A 15,661-nucleotide genomic window follows, 5' to 3' on the forward strand; every position below is an offset into this window, starting at 1 on the left:
AGCAGAGGATGACGATCCACAGATGGTCGTCGCCCACGAAGGCCTCGTCGAGGGCAGGGAGAGGGCCCGGGCACGACGGCATCGAACCCCGCCGGTCGTGGGGTGCCCTGACCGCAGACGTACGAATGCCAGCCATTCCTCTCCTCGTTCCGAGCTGGTGCCAGGACAACGGCACGCCGAGGTCAGCCCCTTCGCGCCAGTTGCGCGAGCTTCCCGGGGCGCCACTGGCGCAGTCGGCCGTTGACGGCGTAGGCATGCTGCGCCGACCCGCGGTTGAGCACATATCCGATGAGCGGGGTGTCGGTGAAGGCGAGCCGTTCGCGGGCACGCCGCAGATCGGCCAGTGAAGCGCCCCGGTTGACGACCATGAGCACTGCGTCGGCGTGATCGGCGACGGTCACGGCGTCCGACACGGCGAGAAGCGCCGGGGTGTCGACGATGACCAGGTCGGCCTGCTCGCCCCAGTGACTGATCATCGAGGCGAAGGTCGTCGAGCGGAAGAACACAGCCGGGTGGTGCCCGTTCCGGTCGCTCGGCCCGATCTGCAGCACCGTCCCACCGGCGGTGAACGCGGGTCGCTCGTCGGTGACATGGCTCGTGCTGGTCACCTCGAAGTACTCGCCGTCGCGACACACCTGTGACAACCGTCGTGTGCGCTCGTCGGCGTCGACCAGGAGCACCCTGCGCCCTTCCCGCTGAGCCGCCAGGGCGAGGTTGAGCACCGTCACCGTCTTCCCGTCACCGGCTCCGGCGCTGGCGACGGCGACGACCTTGCCCCCGACGCGGGCCAGGGCATGCTCCAACGAGGCGAGCACGACGTGATAGGCCTCCGCGGCCACCGGGTCCAACGTCGCCGGGAGTGCTGACGGACCGTCGGTTCCCTGGAGCGTCGCGCCGAGCCGGGGGGCCTCGCCGAGCAACGGAACCCCGAGGATCTCTGCGGCGTCGCCCTCCTCCTCCACGCGGCGGTCCCGTCCCGCGGACCACCACGCCCACACGCCGGATCCGACCAACCCGATCAACGCACCGATCAGTGCCAGCAGCACTGGCGCGGGCTGCGACGACCTGGCGGGCGGGGCGGCCCGCTCGAACGAATCGACGCCCGATCCGTGTAGCGCGGCCTGAGCAGCGATGTCGCTCTGGTTGGCCTGCAGTGAGCCGATCAGGTCACCCACATGCAGCGCCTTACGCTCGAGGACCGCCTGAGCGGCACCACTCGACTGCGCGATCTGCGCGTTGAGGGAGTCGTACTCGACCTGCCGCTGAGCCACGACGTCCTGGAGCCGCGCGATCGCCTCCTTGGAATCCGCTGTGGTGTGCTCGCCGGCCACCTGGTCGTATGCGGTACCGACGGCGTTGGCCAGGTTCGCGGCCTCAGCGGGATCGTCGGAGGTGGCGCGGAACGTGAGGGCGGAGAGGTCTGCCGAGGGGCCCACCACCACCGAGGCCCTGATGTCGTCGGGCGTCCCGGGACGGCCGAGGATCTGCAGCGCCCGCCCGTACACCGCATCCGACCCGGCGAGCCCGGCCTGCGTCGCCATGAAGACGGCGTGGTCGCCCGACTGCGACGGCGTCGACTGACCCAGTGTCAGGACCGCAGGACTGCCAGGATCCCGCAGGTACAGATTTGCCTGCGCCTCATAGCGGGCCGGGAGCAACAGCGACACGGCGAACCCGGCCAGAGCACCGAGCACTGTCACGACCGCAATGACGAATCGGTACCGCCACAACGACCTGACGAGCCCCGGCCCAGCAACCCAGCTGCCGTCACCGTCGGAGCCCGACGGCGACTCGGACAGCGTGATCTCGCGGTTACCTTCCACAGAACAGCCTCCAGGTCGGAAGAACTCCCAGTCGGTGTGTGACGACGGTGATGGCCTCGGGATGGTCCTCCGTGCAGCCAGGGCCCTGCGTCTGCGGTTCGCGCGAGCGGGAAGTTGATGATCGGGTCAGCACCGTACGGCTTGCACCCGGTTTCGCAACGCTCACGCCCTGACCTCCTCGTCGCGCGTGTTCACCCGCTTGCTCGTCGCACCGCTCCGGAGCGTGAGCATCCCGACGTTCAACCACCCGAAGGGACCAGTCAGACCGTGACGCCGCACAGCGTCAAACCCGCTCGAGCCAGATCTCGCGCCAATACGCGTAGACAGCCCTTGGACACCTTCGGTGATAGTCACTCGTGCAGACGACGTCGTCGAGGACGATGCACGCATTCCTCAGTTCGATCATCCGGCCGGTCTTCTCATCGATGATCCGCTCGACCCGTCGGAGCACGCGAGCCTCGCGGCCGCAGTACTTCAGCATCTCCCGGTCGAACGACATCCCGCGATTCTTGTTCTCGGCGTCGAGCGTGCCGACGATCTCCTCGACGGACTTCACCCGGACCAACTCCCCGGGCTGCAGATCGAGCGCACCGGTCGGAGTTCGCCGGAGGCGCCCCTGGATGAACGGGAAGCGCAGGCCGTCACGGATCCGAAGAGCCCGGGGAAGGACGTTCTTGCTCAGATCCTGGTACTTGTTGAACGCGCCCACGACCACGCTGCGCACAGTCGCCCAGGCGCCTGCGTTACCCGAGCGCACATCACGGACGTACTGCCGGACGTCCCAGAACGGAAGGAACGTGGGGGCCGCCCGCATCAGCTCGGTCGCCTGACACGAGTAGACGGCTCCCCCGGAGTCGTCGGACTGACGCGCGGCGGCGGAGAGCTCGTCCTCCGTGATCCCGCCGGAGGGCTCCTCGCCGCCCGGATCGGGGCTGTCCACGCGCTTCAGCCAAGCCTTCTTCCAATAGAGGAGGCACCCGGCCTGGCAGCCGCCGTGCGCAGAGCCGTCGCAGCGGGCCCCGGCCAGATGGACCGCGTCGTCCATCTTGTACATCCCGGACCAGTCGATGGTGTCGCACACCTTGATCGCGAGCTTGTCCACGCGGAACCGCCGCCCGGAGAACTGGAGCATCTCCGGCATGAAGGGAAGCGCTCCGAGCTCCCCGCGCTCGTCGAGCGAGGCGAGGATCTCCTCGCGGCTGCGCACCTCCACGATCTCGCCGACCTTCAGGTCGACGGGCTCCTTGTGCGCCGTTGGCATCGACTGCTGCATCGTCCAGCTCCTGGCGGGGAAGGGTTGACTTGACCAGAGCGTGAGGCCGATGTGGTCGTGCACAGCCAGGGCTTCGTTACGCGCCGATCGAGCGCTCCACTGCGGCCTACAGTCACGCAAAGTGACTAGACCGGGTTATATCAGGAGGCATGAACTCTCGAAAAGCCTAGCGTGGAGACTGTTGACCACTTTCAGTGACGATCACACCGGCTGATCGGGTAACACCACCGCCGACGGTGGCGAGTACGCCAGCAGGTCCGGCGCTGGACCGGACCTGACATCGGAGTGGACAGATCCGGGAGTTGGGGGCATCACAGTGAAGGTCGTGCTCTTCTGCGGCGGCTACGGGATGCGGATGCGCGACGGGACCAGCACACCGAAGCCGATGGTCCCGGTGGGTCCGCGCCCACTTCTCTGGCACGTCATGCGGTACTACGCCCACTACGGCCACCGTGACTTCGTGCTCTGCCTCGGCTACGGAGGCCAGCACATCAAGGACTTCTTCCTACGCTATGACGAAGCCGCGTCGAACGACTTCGTCCTGCAGGGCGGCGAGGTGCAGCTGCTCGACAGCGACATCGCGGACTGGCGCATCACCTTCGTCGACACGGGGCAGGACTCGGCCATCGGTGAACGGCTCCGGCGGGTTCGCCCCTACCTCGAGGGCGAGGACATGTTCCTCGCGAACTACGCCGACGTGCTCACTGATGCACCCATCGATGCCATGGTGTCGCAGTTCGAGTCCAACCCGGATGCGGTTGCCCAACTGCTGGCGGTTCCTCCGCAGGCTGCGTTCCACGTCGTGGACATCACCGACGGCAACCGGGTCGAGTCGATCACCGCGCTCCGGGACATGGCCATTCAGGAGAACGGCGGCTACCTCGTCATGCGCCCCGAGATCTTCGACTACATCCCTGAGAACGGTGATCTGGTGGCGGATGCCTGCGCCGCCTTGGCGAAGGAGGGCCGGCTCGCCGCCTACCTCTACAGCGGTTTCTGGCACCCCGCCGACACCGTGAAGGAGCGGGTGGCCCTGGAGGCGTTGTACCAGGCCGGACAGACCCCGTGGATGCCGTGGCGACCGCGGTCGGCCTGCTGAGGTGAAGGTGACGTCCGGACCCCTGCAAGGGGTCCTGCTCTTCACCCCCACTCCGCACCATGACGATCGGGGCTTCTTCACCCGCACCTTCGAGTGCGCCCTTGCCCTCGAGTACGGCCTCGATCCGTGCGCCTTTGTGCAGGACAGCCAGTCACGTTCCCGGGGCGGGACCATCCGCGGTCTGCACGGACGGGTGGGCCGCGGCGAAGGCAAGCTCGTGCGGTGCGCCCGCGGGGCGGTGCTCGACGTCCTGGTCGACGCCCGGCCACGTTCGCCCGATTTCGGCCAGGTCGCCAGGATCCGGCTGGACGACGTCGACCTGGTACAGGTCTATGTGCCACCGGGCCTGCTGCACGGGTTCCAGGCGCTCACCGAGTGGGCGGACGTCTGTTACCGGATCGACCGCGAGCACGACCCGACCGAGGACGTCGCAGTGCGGTACGACGATCCGGCCCTGGCGATCACATGGCCGCTGGAGGTGACAGCAATCAGCCGCCGGGATCTCGAGGCCGGGACATGGGACGACCTCGTGCGGCAGTTGCATGCCGGCACACGAGTCTGATCGTCCTCCGTCAGTTCGGCGTGCCCGCCAACGCCTCTGCCGGGTGCGCGGCGACATACTGCGCCATCGTCCCGTCGCGGAAGGCGGACCAGAGCGGCGTCCCGGCCTGCTCGTCGAGGTAGACGACGGACTGGGCGCCCTCGCGTCCGAGGCCCGCGACCGGGGCGCTGGTGAAGGTCACCCCGCCCGGCCGCAGCCCCTTCATTTCCAGGGCCAGGTCGCGCAGGCCGCCGTTGGTCAACGTGTCGTCGACGCTGACGGTTCGGCTGGTGGCGTCGACCAGGCTGTAGAGGCCGACCGGGTCGGACAGGTCGCCGCCTGCCTTGGTGAGCAGCGCCTTGAGCGCGTTCTGCTGCCGCTTGGCGCGGTCGAGGTCCCCGCCCGGCAGGTTGTAACGCTGCCGCACGTACGCCAGCGCCTGCGCGCCGTCGAGGTGGTTGAGGCCCTCGTGGAAGTCGACGCCGGCGTTGCTCGTCGCCGCCGCGACCCGCACGTCGATGCCGCCCACCGAGTCGACCATCTCCTGGAAGCCCGCGAAGTCGACGACCCCGAAGTGGTCGACGCGCACGCCGGTCAGGTTCTCGACCGTCTGGATCAGCAGCGGCGCACCGCCGAACGCGTAGGCGGCATTGATCTTGTTCTTGCCGCGACCCGGGATGTCGACCCAGCTGTCCCGCGGGATCGAGGTGACGGCGGCCGTGCTGCCGTCGGCGGCCACCCGGGCCAGCATGATCACGTCGCTGCGCTGGGAGCCCGCGTCCACGCCGGCCGGCGCGTCCGTGCCGGTGGTCGGGTCGGGCGAACGCGTGTCCGTCCCGATCAGCAGGAACGTCGTGCCCGACGACGCCACGGGGCGCGCGTCGGCGGGGATGCCGGCGAAGGCGTCGGGTACCCGGCTGACGTTGTTGCCCAGGCGCTCCGTCACCGCGTAGATCGCCGCCGCGGCCGCCAGGACCAGTGCTAGAAGGGTGGCGAGCAGGCCGATCAGGATCCGGCGGCCTCTCCGGCTCTGTCTCGCGACGGCGTCGAGCACCACCGTGGATTGATCCTCGTGCATGCCTCTCCCGTCTCACGACCTCGATCGTCTTGTCCGGGAAGTGGCGGGAGTCGTTACACGATTACGCAGTTCTGACTACGCGTGGTTCTCCAGCACCCACGCCAAGGCCTGGGTGCCGGCGAGGACGACGAACGCCGTCATCCACGGTGCGCTCACCCGCCGCAGGCCGGAGACGACCAGAAGGATCAACGGCGGCGCGGCGATCGCGTAGAGGTTCCAGTCGTCGAACACTCCGAGCTGTGCCCGCCACACCACGACCATCAGCAGCGCCCCCGCCGACGCGACGCCGAAGAACAGGCAGCGCCGCCCGGCGAACCGGCAGGCCGGGAGCAGCAGGACCGCCGGCGCGAGCAGCAGCAGCATCTGAAGCTGCAGCCACCAGCCCGTGGCTCCCACGGGGAAGAGGAAGCGCGACCAGTCACCGCCCTGCGCGGAGATCTGGCTCCCGGAGGTCAGCTGCGCGATCGGCAGCCCGTGCCTGTCGAACCACCACAGTCCCAGGCCGAGCACCGCGGGCACGGCCGCGAGGGCCAGGATCCCGTCGAGCTTCCGGCCCCGTCGGACCGCAAGGACGACCAGCACGAGCAGCGACGGCCCGAGGACGAGCGTCTCGAGATGGCAGAGCACACCAAGGCCGAGCAGCAGGCCCAGCGGCCAGAGCGACGCGTCCTCGTCGTCGAGGAACCTCAGTGCCCCGGCCAGGTACCCCAGCGCGACGACGGCGGTGAGCGTGTAGTTCTCGACGTCGCCGAAGAACACCATCACCCAGCCGCCCCCGGCGAGGAGCCCCAGGACCAGCAGCGGCTGGTCGAAGCGGCGCGCGATGCGCAGCGCGATCAGCACCGCCGCTCCCCCGGCGAGACAGGAGACGAGGCGGTAGGTCTGCGCGACGTCCCAACCCCACAGCGCATGCAGTCCGGCCCAGAGCCGGGAGTGCAGGAAGAGCTCGAGCATCTCGTCGTGCGTGGCGAAGCCGCCCGGCGAAGCCTCGAACTTGCCTTGCAACAGCGAGCCGTCGAGATTCTCGGTGTGGTCGCTCAGCATCCAGAACAGCGCGACGCCCACGACCGCGACGACCAGCCGCGTCGTCCTCCGCCCCAGCGCGACAGCCACGTCCGCGGCCACCGTGTGGACTCGTTCCGGCCACCGCCACACCGCCAGCCCGGCCGCCGCCGCGAGGGAGGCGAAGGTGATCGCCCACCCCCGCCCGACGAACGCCCAGCGGTCGACGCCGAACCAGGTCGTCAGCCCGGCCTCGGACTGCCCGGCGACGGGATGCGGTACGGCGAGGCCGCGCCAGAGGTAGAGCCCGCCGAGCAGACACACGCCGGCGGCGGCGAGCAGAGCGGTTCTCCGTCGGGGCGGAGCGTCGGTGGCGGTCGGTGTGGGGAGCACGAGCACGGCCGCGAGGCTGACATGCAGGCTCCCCCTCGCGCCGCCGCCTCGACGCCGTGACCGGGGAAGACACAGGAAGTCCTCAGGAGGAACCGGGCACGGCGGGAGAAGCTGTCAGGGTTGCTCCGGATCATCGCACTTACCGCAACTTGATGAAGCTTCACCGAGTTCGTGACATTCGGTAACACCACCACTCGGGTGGGCGACAAGCCGGATGATCGACGTTTGCCGGATCGCTCCCCCTCGGTCCCCGGCCGTCTCCTTCTGTGGACGAGCCGTGCCGTGGCGGCGACCCCTCGACCGAGATCGCACTATCGGATCTTTCTGGGGGGCTCCAGATCGTGTTCAACCCGTCCGACGTCGCCGCGCCTGTCGGCGTTCCCGTCGTTCCTCCTCAGCGGGGCGCGCAGCCGTCTCCCGGACGTCCCGCCGCCCCTGAAGGCAGCTCGGTCCGCTGGCAACGCCGCCTGCGCTCGCTGGTGATGCTCAGCGACGTCGGGATCGTCCTGGTCGCGACGATCCTCGCCGTGCTCGTGGGCTGGACCGGCGAGTTCGCCGCCGACCGCGCTCAGCTGGTCTGCGGCGCGATCGCCGCCGTCCTGATGATCGTGACGATGCCACTGGCCCGGGCCTGGGACGGTCGGGTTCTCGGTGTCGGCAGCACGGAGTTCAAGCGTCTCGGCCGCGCCGTCGCCTGGGCGGCGGTCGTGCTCGGCCTGGGCGGGCTCACCCAGCTGGTCGCTTCCGTCCGGATCTGGGTGTTCCTCTGGGTCCCGCTGATCGGCTTCCTCGTCGCCGTCGGCCGCTTCACTGTCCGGAAGTGGCTCCACCACCAGCGCGGTCGCGGGCGCGCGATGCTGTCGGTTCTCGCCGTCGGCGATGAGCTCGCAGTGGCGGACATGATCCGTCGCACCCGCCGCGACCTGCACTTCGGATGGCGTATCGACGCTGCCTGCACGCCGACCGGGAGCGGCCTCGAGGGCACGCCGGCCATCGAGGACGTCCCGGTCGTCGGCGACCTCGACTCCGTCGGCCCGGCGGTGATCGGCCAGGGCTACCACGTGGTCTCGGTCTGCCAGGCGCCCGGCTGGGGCCCCAAGCGCCTGCACCGCCTCGCCTGGGAGCTGGAGGGCACCGAGACCGAGCTCGCCGTCGCCCCCGGGCTGATGGAGATCGCCGGCCCGCGCATGCACATCGCCCCGGTCGACGGCCTCCCCCTGCTGCGACTGTCCCAGCCCCGCTTCACCGGCTCGGCCCGCGTGGTGAAGACGGCCATGGACCGCGTGGTCGCCAGCTTGCTCCTCCTGCTCGCCGCCCCGGTCTTCCTCGCGATCGCGGTCGCAGTGAAGCTCGACGGCGGCCCGGTGTTCTTCCGCCAGGAGCGCGTCGGCACCAACGGCCGCAGCTTCCGGATGGTCAAGTTCCGCTCGATGGTCGTCGATGCCGAGGCGAAGCTCGCCGAGCTCCGCGCCGCCAACGAGGCCGCCGGCCCCCTGTTCAAGATGACCCGCGACCCGCGTATCACGCGGGTCGGCGCGGTGCTGCGGAAGTACTCGCTCGACGAGCTCCCCCAGCTGCTCAACGTCCTGGGCGGCAGCATGTCCCTCGTCGGTCCGCGCCCGCCGCTCCCGGCCGAGGTGGCGACCTACGAGGACGTCGCCCGCCGCCGCCTGCTGGTCCGCCCCGGCATGACCGGGCTCTGGCAGGTCAGCGGCCGCAGCAACCTCTCCTGGGAGGAGTCGGTCCGCCTCGACCTGCGCTACGTCGAAAACTGGTCCATGGCACTGGACCTGACGATCCTGTGGAAGACGATCGGGGCTGTCCTGCGCAGCCGCGGAGCGTACTGAGCCAGAGCGCCGTCCCCGGGCAAAGGAAAGTGCCGGCTACAATTTCGAGTCTCTCCGCTCGGAGTCGGCTTCGTCGGCCGACGATGGTGCATCATTGGCGAGTGATCTCGGGACGAGGGACGCGAGCCCTTGGCAATCTTGCACTCACTGCCATCCTCGCGGCTGGGTGTGTCAGCGGGGACGGTCCTCAGGGATTCACGGACGATTTCAGCGGTCCTGATGGTGTGGTCGCAGCTCCGGGCTCCGAGGACTCGTCGCCCTGGACGTTGACGAGCGGTTCGCTTTATCGATCCGACGGGCGCGGATGGACCGGAATCCCCGACGACGGTTCTCAGCCGGGTGACAACGGCTCAGCCGTGTTCCGCATGGTGTCCAAGGCCGACGGGTTCGTGAACGTGACGGTTCACCTGCAACTACTGGTGAACGGGTTCGTCACCACCGAGCGGACACCGCAACAAGACTACGACGGCGCGCACATCTGGGTGGGTTACCGATCGGAGTACGAGCTCTACGCGGTCAGTGTCGACCGCCGGGACGGCCGGCTCGCGATCAAGAAGAAGTGCCCGGGGGGCCCGAGCAACGGCGGAACCTATACCGACCTGGTCGAGGAGTACGAGGACGCCCCCGTGCCCATTGGACACTGGCAGGACGTCCTCGTGAGCTCCACGACCGCTCGGGATGGATCGGTCACGATCTCAGCGGCTCGCGACGGCTACCGACTGGAGGCACACGACACCGGAATAGGTGGCTGTTCGCCTCTCACGAGCGGTCGAGTCGGCATTCGAGGGGATAATGCCGAGCTGTACTTCAAAGACATCGTGGTCACCCCGACCGACTCGCCTTCCTGATCACTTCGGCTTCGTGGTCGGCGTCAGCTCACCGTGAGCCGAGAGACGACAGGAACAGGACTTGCGACATGACTCCGATTTGCCGAGAGGGCGATTCCGCCTGCAGGACCGAAGCCGCCTGCGGCAGGCCGGAGAGCGACCGACAAGACTTGTCGCCCGTCCACGGAGATGAGAGCCGACTCTGTCTCGACCTTGATCGTCACGTGATGGCTGACCTGGACGGGTAGCGCTCCGGAGGCCAGCATCCGACTGTTCTCCGCGCCGCCCTCGGTCACCTGGAAGTTTGCCGCACCGACTGCGACTTCGAGTTGCTGCGGGTCCTGAGCCAGCGCAATGAGACCGGTGGTCGTCCCGTCGTCGGGTTCACGGAAGTTGCCGAGGTCGGCGTCGACCGTGTACTTGCGCCACAGGCGGGTCTGCACAGGCGCGAACATCCGGCTGGTGTACTCCCCTGGGTTCGGGTCGAGGACTGCCGACTGGTTCACGACGGTCAACGGGAGTGGGCTTTCGTTCGGCGCCGCCCAGCTCTCGGGGCGGGAGAACGGCGTCGAGTCGGCCGGGTCGAGCGGGCTTCCCTGGATCAGCTTGTCGGTCCATCCCTCCAGCGACTCGTCGGCTGTGGTGTCCATTCGGGTCAGATGGCGATCGGCGAGGTCTGCGGTACTCGTCGACGCGGCTACCCCGGCCTGGTCCAGCATGGCGGCATCGAAGAGGGACTTCACGATGTCGGTCAGATGGCTGCCCGTGTCGTCCTGTGCGTAGGCGGAGAAGGGGTAGGCGAACAAGCGGGGTTCGGGGAACCCGTGGGCGACGAGCTGCCGTTTCGACTCTGCGAGATCGGACCGGACCCGGTTGACGTACTCGTCGAGCGTCTCGGCCCTGCCCAGAGCGGGCAGGTACTCGCGACTCGTCAGGAACGGACCCTGGTCTCCTGCCGCGTCAGTCGGCACCTGTACGTGGCCGACATGCGTGTGAGCCTCGAGGTCCCACCGCCCACTCGCCTGCATCTGGGCGAGCTCGGCCCACGTCATGTAGTACGGCGCTCGGGTGCCTACGAAGCCCGTGATGATGAAGGCGATTGCACGCTGGCCGTTCGCCGCCAAGATCGGGTCGGCGTACTTCCAGACACCTCGGGCGCCGTCGTCGAAAGTGATGGCGACCGCATGTGGCGGGAACGGCTTCCCCTGCAGCCAGTCCTCGATCTGGGCAGAACCCACGGTGGTCCACCCGGCGTCGCGAAGCAGTCGCATCTGAGAAGCGAAGTTCTCGGGTGCGAGTGTGTACGGGCTGGAACTGTGGCCGACATCGTGATACGTCAGAATGATCGGGCCGTTCTGCGCACTCGTCGGGGCCGTCCGTAGCCGCTCCACCAAGTCTCCCGGCGAAGCGGGTGCGACGACATCGGTGATCTGTTGGCTCACCTCGGCAGTGTCTGCTCGGAGGCTCCCGTAGTAGTCGGATGCCGAGTCCCACTGCCAGATAGCTGGAACGACGAGATAGCCCCCGATGAGAGCCAGCAGGCCGACTGTCACGAGCAGCGGCACAACGCGCGAGCGGAAACCCCGCTTCGGAGGCTTCGCCGAGCTACTTGAAGGGGGGTTCACCGTGGGCGCACTCATCGCGTACCCCATTTCGAGTCACGGATGGTGAAGATGGCGTACGGCAGTTGCCAGACGAGCAGGACGGTGTAGAAGATGGAGAAGAATATTCCGCGATACCACGCCGGATCCCGAGTCTTCATCCGGTAGTACAGCCCGTAGAACAGCGCGATCGCCGCGATACCCCCCAGGTACCAGACAGGAGGAGTCCATAGGAAGTAGGGAGAGATGACCAGAGCGTGGAACACCACCTGAGGCGCAAAGAATGGAAGCGCGACACTCAGATAGTAGAAGAAGGCCATGATCGGCGGCTTCCGCCACATGACACGAGACGCTCGCATCGTCTCCCGGAGCCAACTCTTCTTCCAGCGCAACTGCTGCCGAAGGAACTGCGGCAACTTCTCGGGTACGGCAGTGAGAGCCTTGGCGTCGGGCGCGTAGAGGACACGCCAGTCGCGGAGGAGGAAGTTGGTCAGACTCCGGTCGTCCCCATAGGTGCTCGGCTGCCCGAAGAACTGCTGGTTAACCCATTTCTCGACGATCGGCGAGAGCGCAGCCTGACGGTATGCAGAGAAGCAGCCCGAGCAGCAGGTAACCGACCCGAAAAGGGCTTCCGCCGACTTGTGCACATTGAAGGCGATGAAATACTGCAACGCCTGCATGCGGGCAAGAAGACTCTTGTCGGCATTCAGGACGTCGGTGTGCCCACACACGGCACCCACAGCCGGGTCCGCGAAGTAGCGGACGATCTTCCGAATCGCATCGTTTCGAACCAGGGAGTCCGAGTCGATGAAGACCAGGATGTCGGCGTCCGGAACGTACTTCATGCCCTCGGCCATGACGTGCCGCTTGCCCCGATTGACCCGACCTGGCACTACGAGAAGCTCAGGGAACCGTCGCTGCGTCTCCCTGATGCGTGCGAGCGTCGCGTCCGTGGAGCAGTCGTCGACCACGACAACCTGGAACTTGTCAGCCGGATAGTTGATCCCCAGGCACGCTTCGAGCGTTGCGCTTATCGCGCCCTCTTCGTTATAGGCCGGAACAACGATCGCCACCGTCGGCAGGAAGGTCTCGCTATCGGGGGGAAGTCGGGGACGATAGCACCAGGCGAGCACGAATCTGCCGAAGATGAAGACCATGACGACGATGCTGTAGCCGGCCCAGACCGGGGAGCGCTCGAAGTTCTCCAGCGTCAACGCCTTCGCGACGCAGATGAGCGCCACGATCACCGTGAGGGCGATCGCGATGCTCCACCACTCGATCCGATGACCCCCTCTGGGGCCTCGCCGACCACCGCGACTGGGAGCCTCTTCTGCCGTCGGAAAGACGTGTGGGAGGGGGATTGTCTCAGTGTCGACCACGTCGAGCGCTGTACGCCCGCGCTCGGTCGGCTCTACCTGTGTCATTCAGAGCACCTATGTCCGTTGGCGCGAGACGTCAGAGGATCTTTCGATTCTTGACATCGTGCAGGCGGTACGTCGTGTCAAGCACCGCCGGGGCGGAGTTGAGCCAGCTGTAGTCGTAGCCGGGCTGCAATGTGTGAGCGATGACCAGATCCCACTCCGCGGTGTCCGGCGAAGTGTGGCTCATTAGAGGCCCGCGGGGTGTCCTGACCGATTCGACGAGCGGGTCGAAGTAGTGAACCTCCGCGCCCGCCTCCTGAAGCTCAGCGATGATCTCCAGAGCCGGCGACTCCCGTACGTCCGCCACCGACGGCTTGTAGGCGACGCCCACGAGGAGAACCCGCGCGCCGCCCACTGCCTTGGCGTTGTCGCCCAGCAGGTCCCGTACCTTCTGCACGACAGTCCTCGGGCGCCCTGCGATCGACCACATCGCCGCCTCGGTCACCGGCGAAGTGCGCCGCTGACGGCGGCTCTGCCACAGCAGGTAGTGGGGATCGCACGGGATGCAGTGGCCACCGACGCCCGGACCCGGATAGAAGGGCATGAAGCCGTAGGGCTTCGTGGCAGCGGCGGAGATCACCTCCATCGGGTCCACACCGAAGCCGCTCGTCAGATCGGAGAACTCGTTCGCGAGGGCGATGTTCACGGCTCGGAAGGTGTTCTCCAGCAGCTTCGTCAGTTCGGCTGCCCGCGGTGACGAGACGCCGTGGACAGCGGGTGCGGTGCGCTGGAGCAGCGCCGTGGCGCGGCGCGCGCATTCCGCCGTGACCCCGCCGACAACCCGGGGCGTCTCCCGGGGGGAGTGGTCTGCGACGCCGGGATCGATTCGCTCAGGACTGAAGGCGACGAAGACGTCCGTGCCGACGTCGAAGCCGCGGGCCACGAGAGGGTCGACCAGAAGATCGTCGGTGCAGCCCACGTAGGTCGTCGAAGTCAGCACGATCGTCTGACCAGCAACGGCCCTGCGAACGACCTCGTCGCAGGCCAGCCTGAGCGCGGTGAGGTCAGGGACGAACTGTGGGTCCACGGGCGTCGGAACACAGATGATGACCGACTCGACGGCGCCCAGTTGGCCGGCGTCCGTTGTCAGGATGAAGCGTTCCGATCCGATGCGGGCCGCCAAGAAGGAGCGATCTTCCTCCGGAAGATCCACCTTTCCGGTCTTGATCGCCGCCAGCCGGTCCTCGCTGATGTCATAACCGACGACGCTCTTGCCTGCGTCCATCAAGGACAGAGCAGTCGGAAGTCCGACATAGCCCAGACCCACCACCGCGACGGCGCCCGTTGCCGCCGCATCAGAGATCAACGGGACGGGGAGGTCACCAGAAAGTTCATCTTGCCGACGGTCAGACTGACGGGGGACCGCACCGATCGTCGTGGTCATTCAACACTCCGTTTGCAGGGAGACTTGCGTCAAGGGGGGAGTCATCGGTGATCTGCTCGCAAGGTCATCTGCCGGTGTTACAGCCCGTGATTTGTCGGCGGTTGCGGATCATGAAACAAGCTGGTTCCGTCAGTACCAGTGGAGTGACAAACCGCCGCCGGCGGAAAGTACCTGAAACGGACGTACCGGATTATTTTCGCCACCTCAACGGCCGTCGTACACCTGAACGGCGGTATCCGCTACGACATCCGATGCGTCAGCGCGTGGCAGGTGCCCCTCTGCGGCCAGATGCCAGAGCACCGCTAGCGACTGCGGGCAGTCCTCGCACGGCTACGCCACGCATACGATTACTGCGTCTGGGTGTAGTTCTGATCACATCGTTCGTGGTCAATGGGGCAGTGGACTACGCCTCGCGTCAGCTCGCTCGAGGCAAGGTAGGTTCAGGTGCACGCGCAGCTACGTCAGATGTCGACAACCGCCCTACTCGCTCCTGCAGATCGCGACGAACTCGGGGGCGCGTGCCTCGATAACAGCGATTTCCACCTCGAGTCACGCGCGTTGCCAGTTGGCCTGGGAACTCCTACTCCCGAACAGAAGCACTGCCCTTCGCGATTTGCTGCACGCAGAATTCGAGGACGGTTGGTAGCTGCCGGTCGATGAGGATCGAGTATTCTTCCCGACGTGGCGAAGTCCCGCCGGCCGATCACCCTCCACAAGAGACGCCGATCATGTCTGGCGCGGCGGTATCAGCCCGTCGCCGCGCAGCCCGATGCGGAACCTGCGTCGCGGTGGAGGACGGGTCGAACAGATCGAATCCGAACTGGACGACCCGCCCCTCCCAGCGCTCGGAGGGAGAGCTGGACCGCGCTCGTCCGACCGCCCCGACAACGGTCCCCTCCGACAATCACCTGCCCCGCCCCACCTCCGGCAACCTCCTGACGAGCGGGTGCTCCAGGTCGACCCCTCGCACCCCGTCCCGCACCAGAGCCAGCTCATGTGCAGCCGCAGACGAATGACCGCGGCGCGTCAACGCCCCGGCCAGGTGCACCCGGGCGGCGAGGGTGTCGAGGTGCTCCTCGCCCAGCTCCCGGATCCGCCGCTCGAGGGCGTCGAGGAAGATCGTCTCTGCTGCGGAGAGACGATGCTGCGCGAGGTGGACCAGCCCGAGGGCGTCGAGGCTGCGCATGGTCTCCACCTCGTGCGGCCCGAGGACCTCGGTGTGCAGATCGACCGCAGCAGCCGAAGCGCGCGCAGCCGCGTCGAGCCTCCCGTCGAGCCGCAGCAGCCAGGCAGTCAGCGACGCGTACCGGAGCTCGTCCGCGCCGACCTCCCGGGTCAGCGCCTCGAACCGCGGCAGCAGACTGAACGCCTC

Annotated in this window: 12 protein-coding genes; 4 read left to right on the forward strand and 8 right to left on the reverse strand. The window is 67.4% G+C overall.

Features of this window, described 5'->3' with window-relative positions; all coding sequences use genetic code 11:
- Positions 1–182: 182 nt before the first annotated feature.
- The gene (locus LWC33_RS18730) at positions 183–1,823 is read right to left on the reverse strand and encodes a tyrosine-protein kinase domain-containing protein (protein ID WP_308190963.1); all 1,641 of its coding nucleotides are present in this window, start codon (positions 1,821–1,823) and stop codon (positions 183–185) included.
- A gap of 283 nt (positions 1,824–2,106) precedes the next feature.
- Positions 2,107–3,096: a hypothetical protein gene (locus LWC33_RS18735; protein ID WP_233305700.1), complete on the reverse strand. Its 990-nt coding sequence runs from the start codon at positions 3,094–3,096 to the stop codon at positions 2,107–2,109.
- 316 nt (positions 3,097–3,412) lie between these two features.
- Here LWC33_RS18735 and LWC33_RS18740 point away from each other — a divergent pair, with 316 nt between their 5' ends.
- Together LWC33_RS18740 and LWC33_RS18745 are read left to right on the forward strand one after the other, a co-directional pair.
- Positions 3,413–4,195: a glycosyltransferase family protein gene (locus LWC33_RS18740; protein ID WP_233305701.1), complete on the forward strand. Its 783-nt coding sequence runs from the start codon at positions 3,413–3,415 to the stop codon at positions 4,193–4,195.
- Position 4,196: 1 nt separating this feature from the next.
- On the forward strand, positions 4,197–4,757 hold the full coding sequence (locus LWC33_RS18745) for a dTDP-4-dehydrorhamnose 3,5-epimerase family protein (RefSeq protein WP_233305702.1): 561 nt from the start codon (positions 4,197–4,199) through the stop codon (positions 4,755–4,757).
- Positions 4,758–4,767: 10 nt separating this feature from the next.
- On the opposite strand, the gene LWC33_RS18750 is transcribed toward LWC33_RS18745, so the two are convergent.
- Both LWC33_RS18750 and LWC33_RS18755 read right to left on the reverse strand, forming a co-directional pair.
- The gene (locus LWC33_RS18750) at positions 4,768–5,814 is read right to left on the reverse strand and encodes an LCP family protein (RefSeq protein WP_233305703.1); all 1,047 of its coding nucleotides are present in this window, start codon (positions 5,812–5,814) and stop codon (positions 4,768–4,770) included.
- 75 nt (positions 5,815–5,889) lie between these two features.
- Positions 5,890–7,215: a hypothetical protein gene (locus tag LWC33_RS18755; protein ID WP_233305704.1), complete on the reverse strand. Its 1,326-nt coding sequence runs from the start codon at positions 7,213–7,215 to the stop codon at positions 5,890–5,892.
- Between the two features lie 476 nt (positions 7,216–7,691).
- Between LWC33_RS18755 and LWC33_RS18760 the strand changes: the two genes are divergently transcribed.
- On the forward strand, positions 7,692–9,056 hold the full coding sequence (locus tag LWC33_RS18760; RefSeq protein WP_233305705.1) for a sugar transferase: 1,365 nt from the start codon (positions 7,692–7,694) through the stop codon (positions 9,054–9,056).
- A 365-nt stretch (positions 9,057–9,421) separates the two neighbouring features.
- Entirely contained in the window at positions 9,422–9,904 is a 483-nt protein-coding gene (locus tag LWC33_RS18765) for a hypothetical protein (protein ID WP_233305706.1), read from the forward strand.
- A 23-nt stretch (positions 9,905–9,927) separates the two neighbouring features.
- Here LWC33_RS18765 and LWC33_RS18770 read toward each other — a convergent pair whose 3' ends face one another.
- From LWC33_RS18770 to LWC33_RS18785, 4 genes are all read right to left on the reverse strand, one after another.
- Positions 9,928–11,325, reverse strand: coding sequence for a polysaccharide deacetylase family protein (locus tag LWC33_RS18770; RefSeq protein ID WP_233305707.1), 1,398 nt, complete (start codon positions 11,323–11,325; stop codon positions 9,928–9,930).
- A 194-nt stretch (positions 11,326–11,519) separates the two neighbouring features.
- Positions 11,520–12,908, reverse strand: coding sequence for a glycosyltransferase (locus tag LWC33_RS18775; protein WP_233305708.1), 1,389 nt, complete (start codon positions 12,906–12,908; stop codon positions 11,520–11,522).
- A gap of 31 nt (positions 12,909–12,939) precedes the next feature.
- Positions 12,940–14,289 (reverse strand): nucleotide sugar dehydrogenase, encoded by a 1,350-nt coding sequence (locus LWC33_RS18780; protein WP_233305709.1) that lies wholly within the window; start codon positions 14,287–14,289, stop codon positions 12,940–12,942.
- Positions 14,290–15,193: 904 nt separating this feature from the next.
- On the reverse strand, positions 15,194–15,661 hold a 468-nt coding region (locus LWC33_RS18785; RefSeq protein WP_233305710.1), incomplete at its 5' end, for a tetratricopeptide repeat protein.

It is taken from the genome of Pseudonocardia terrae (assembly GCF_021343995.1).
GTDB lineage: Bacteria > Actinomycetota > Actinomycetes > Mycobacteriales > Pseudonocardiaceae > Pseudonocardia > Pseudonocardia terrae.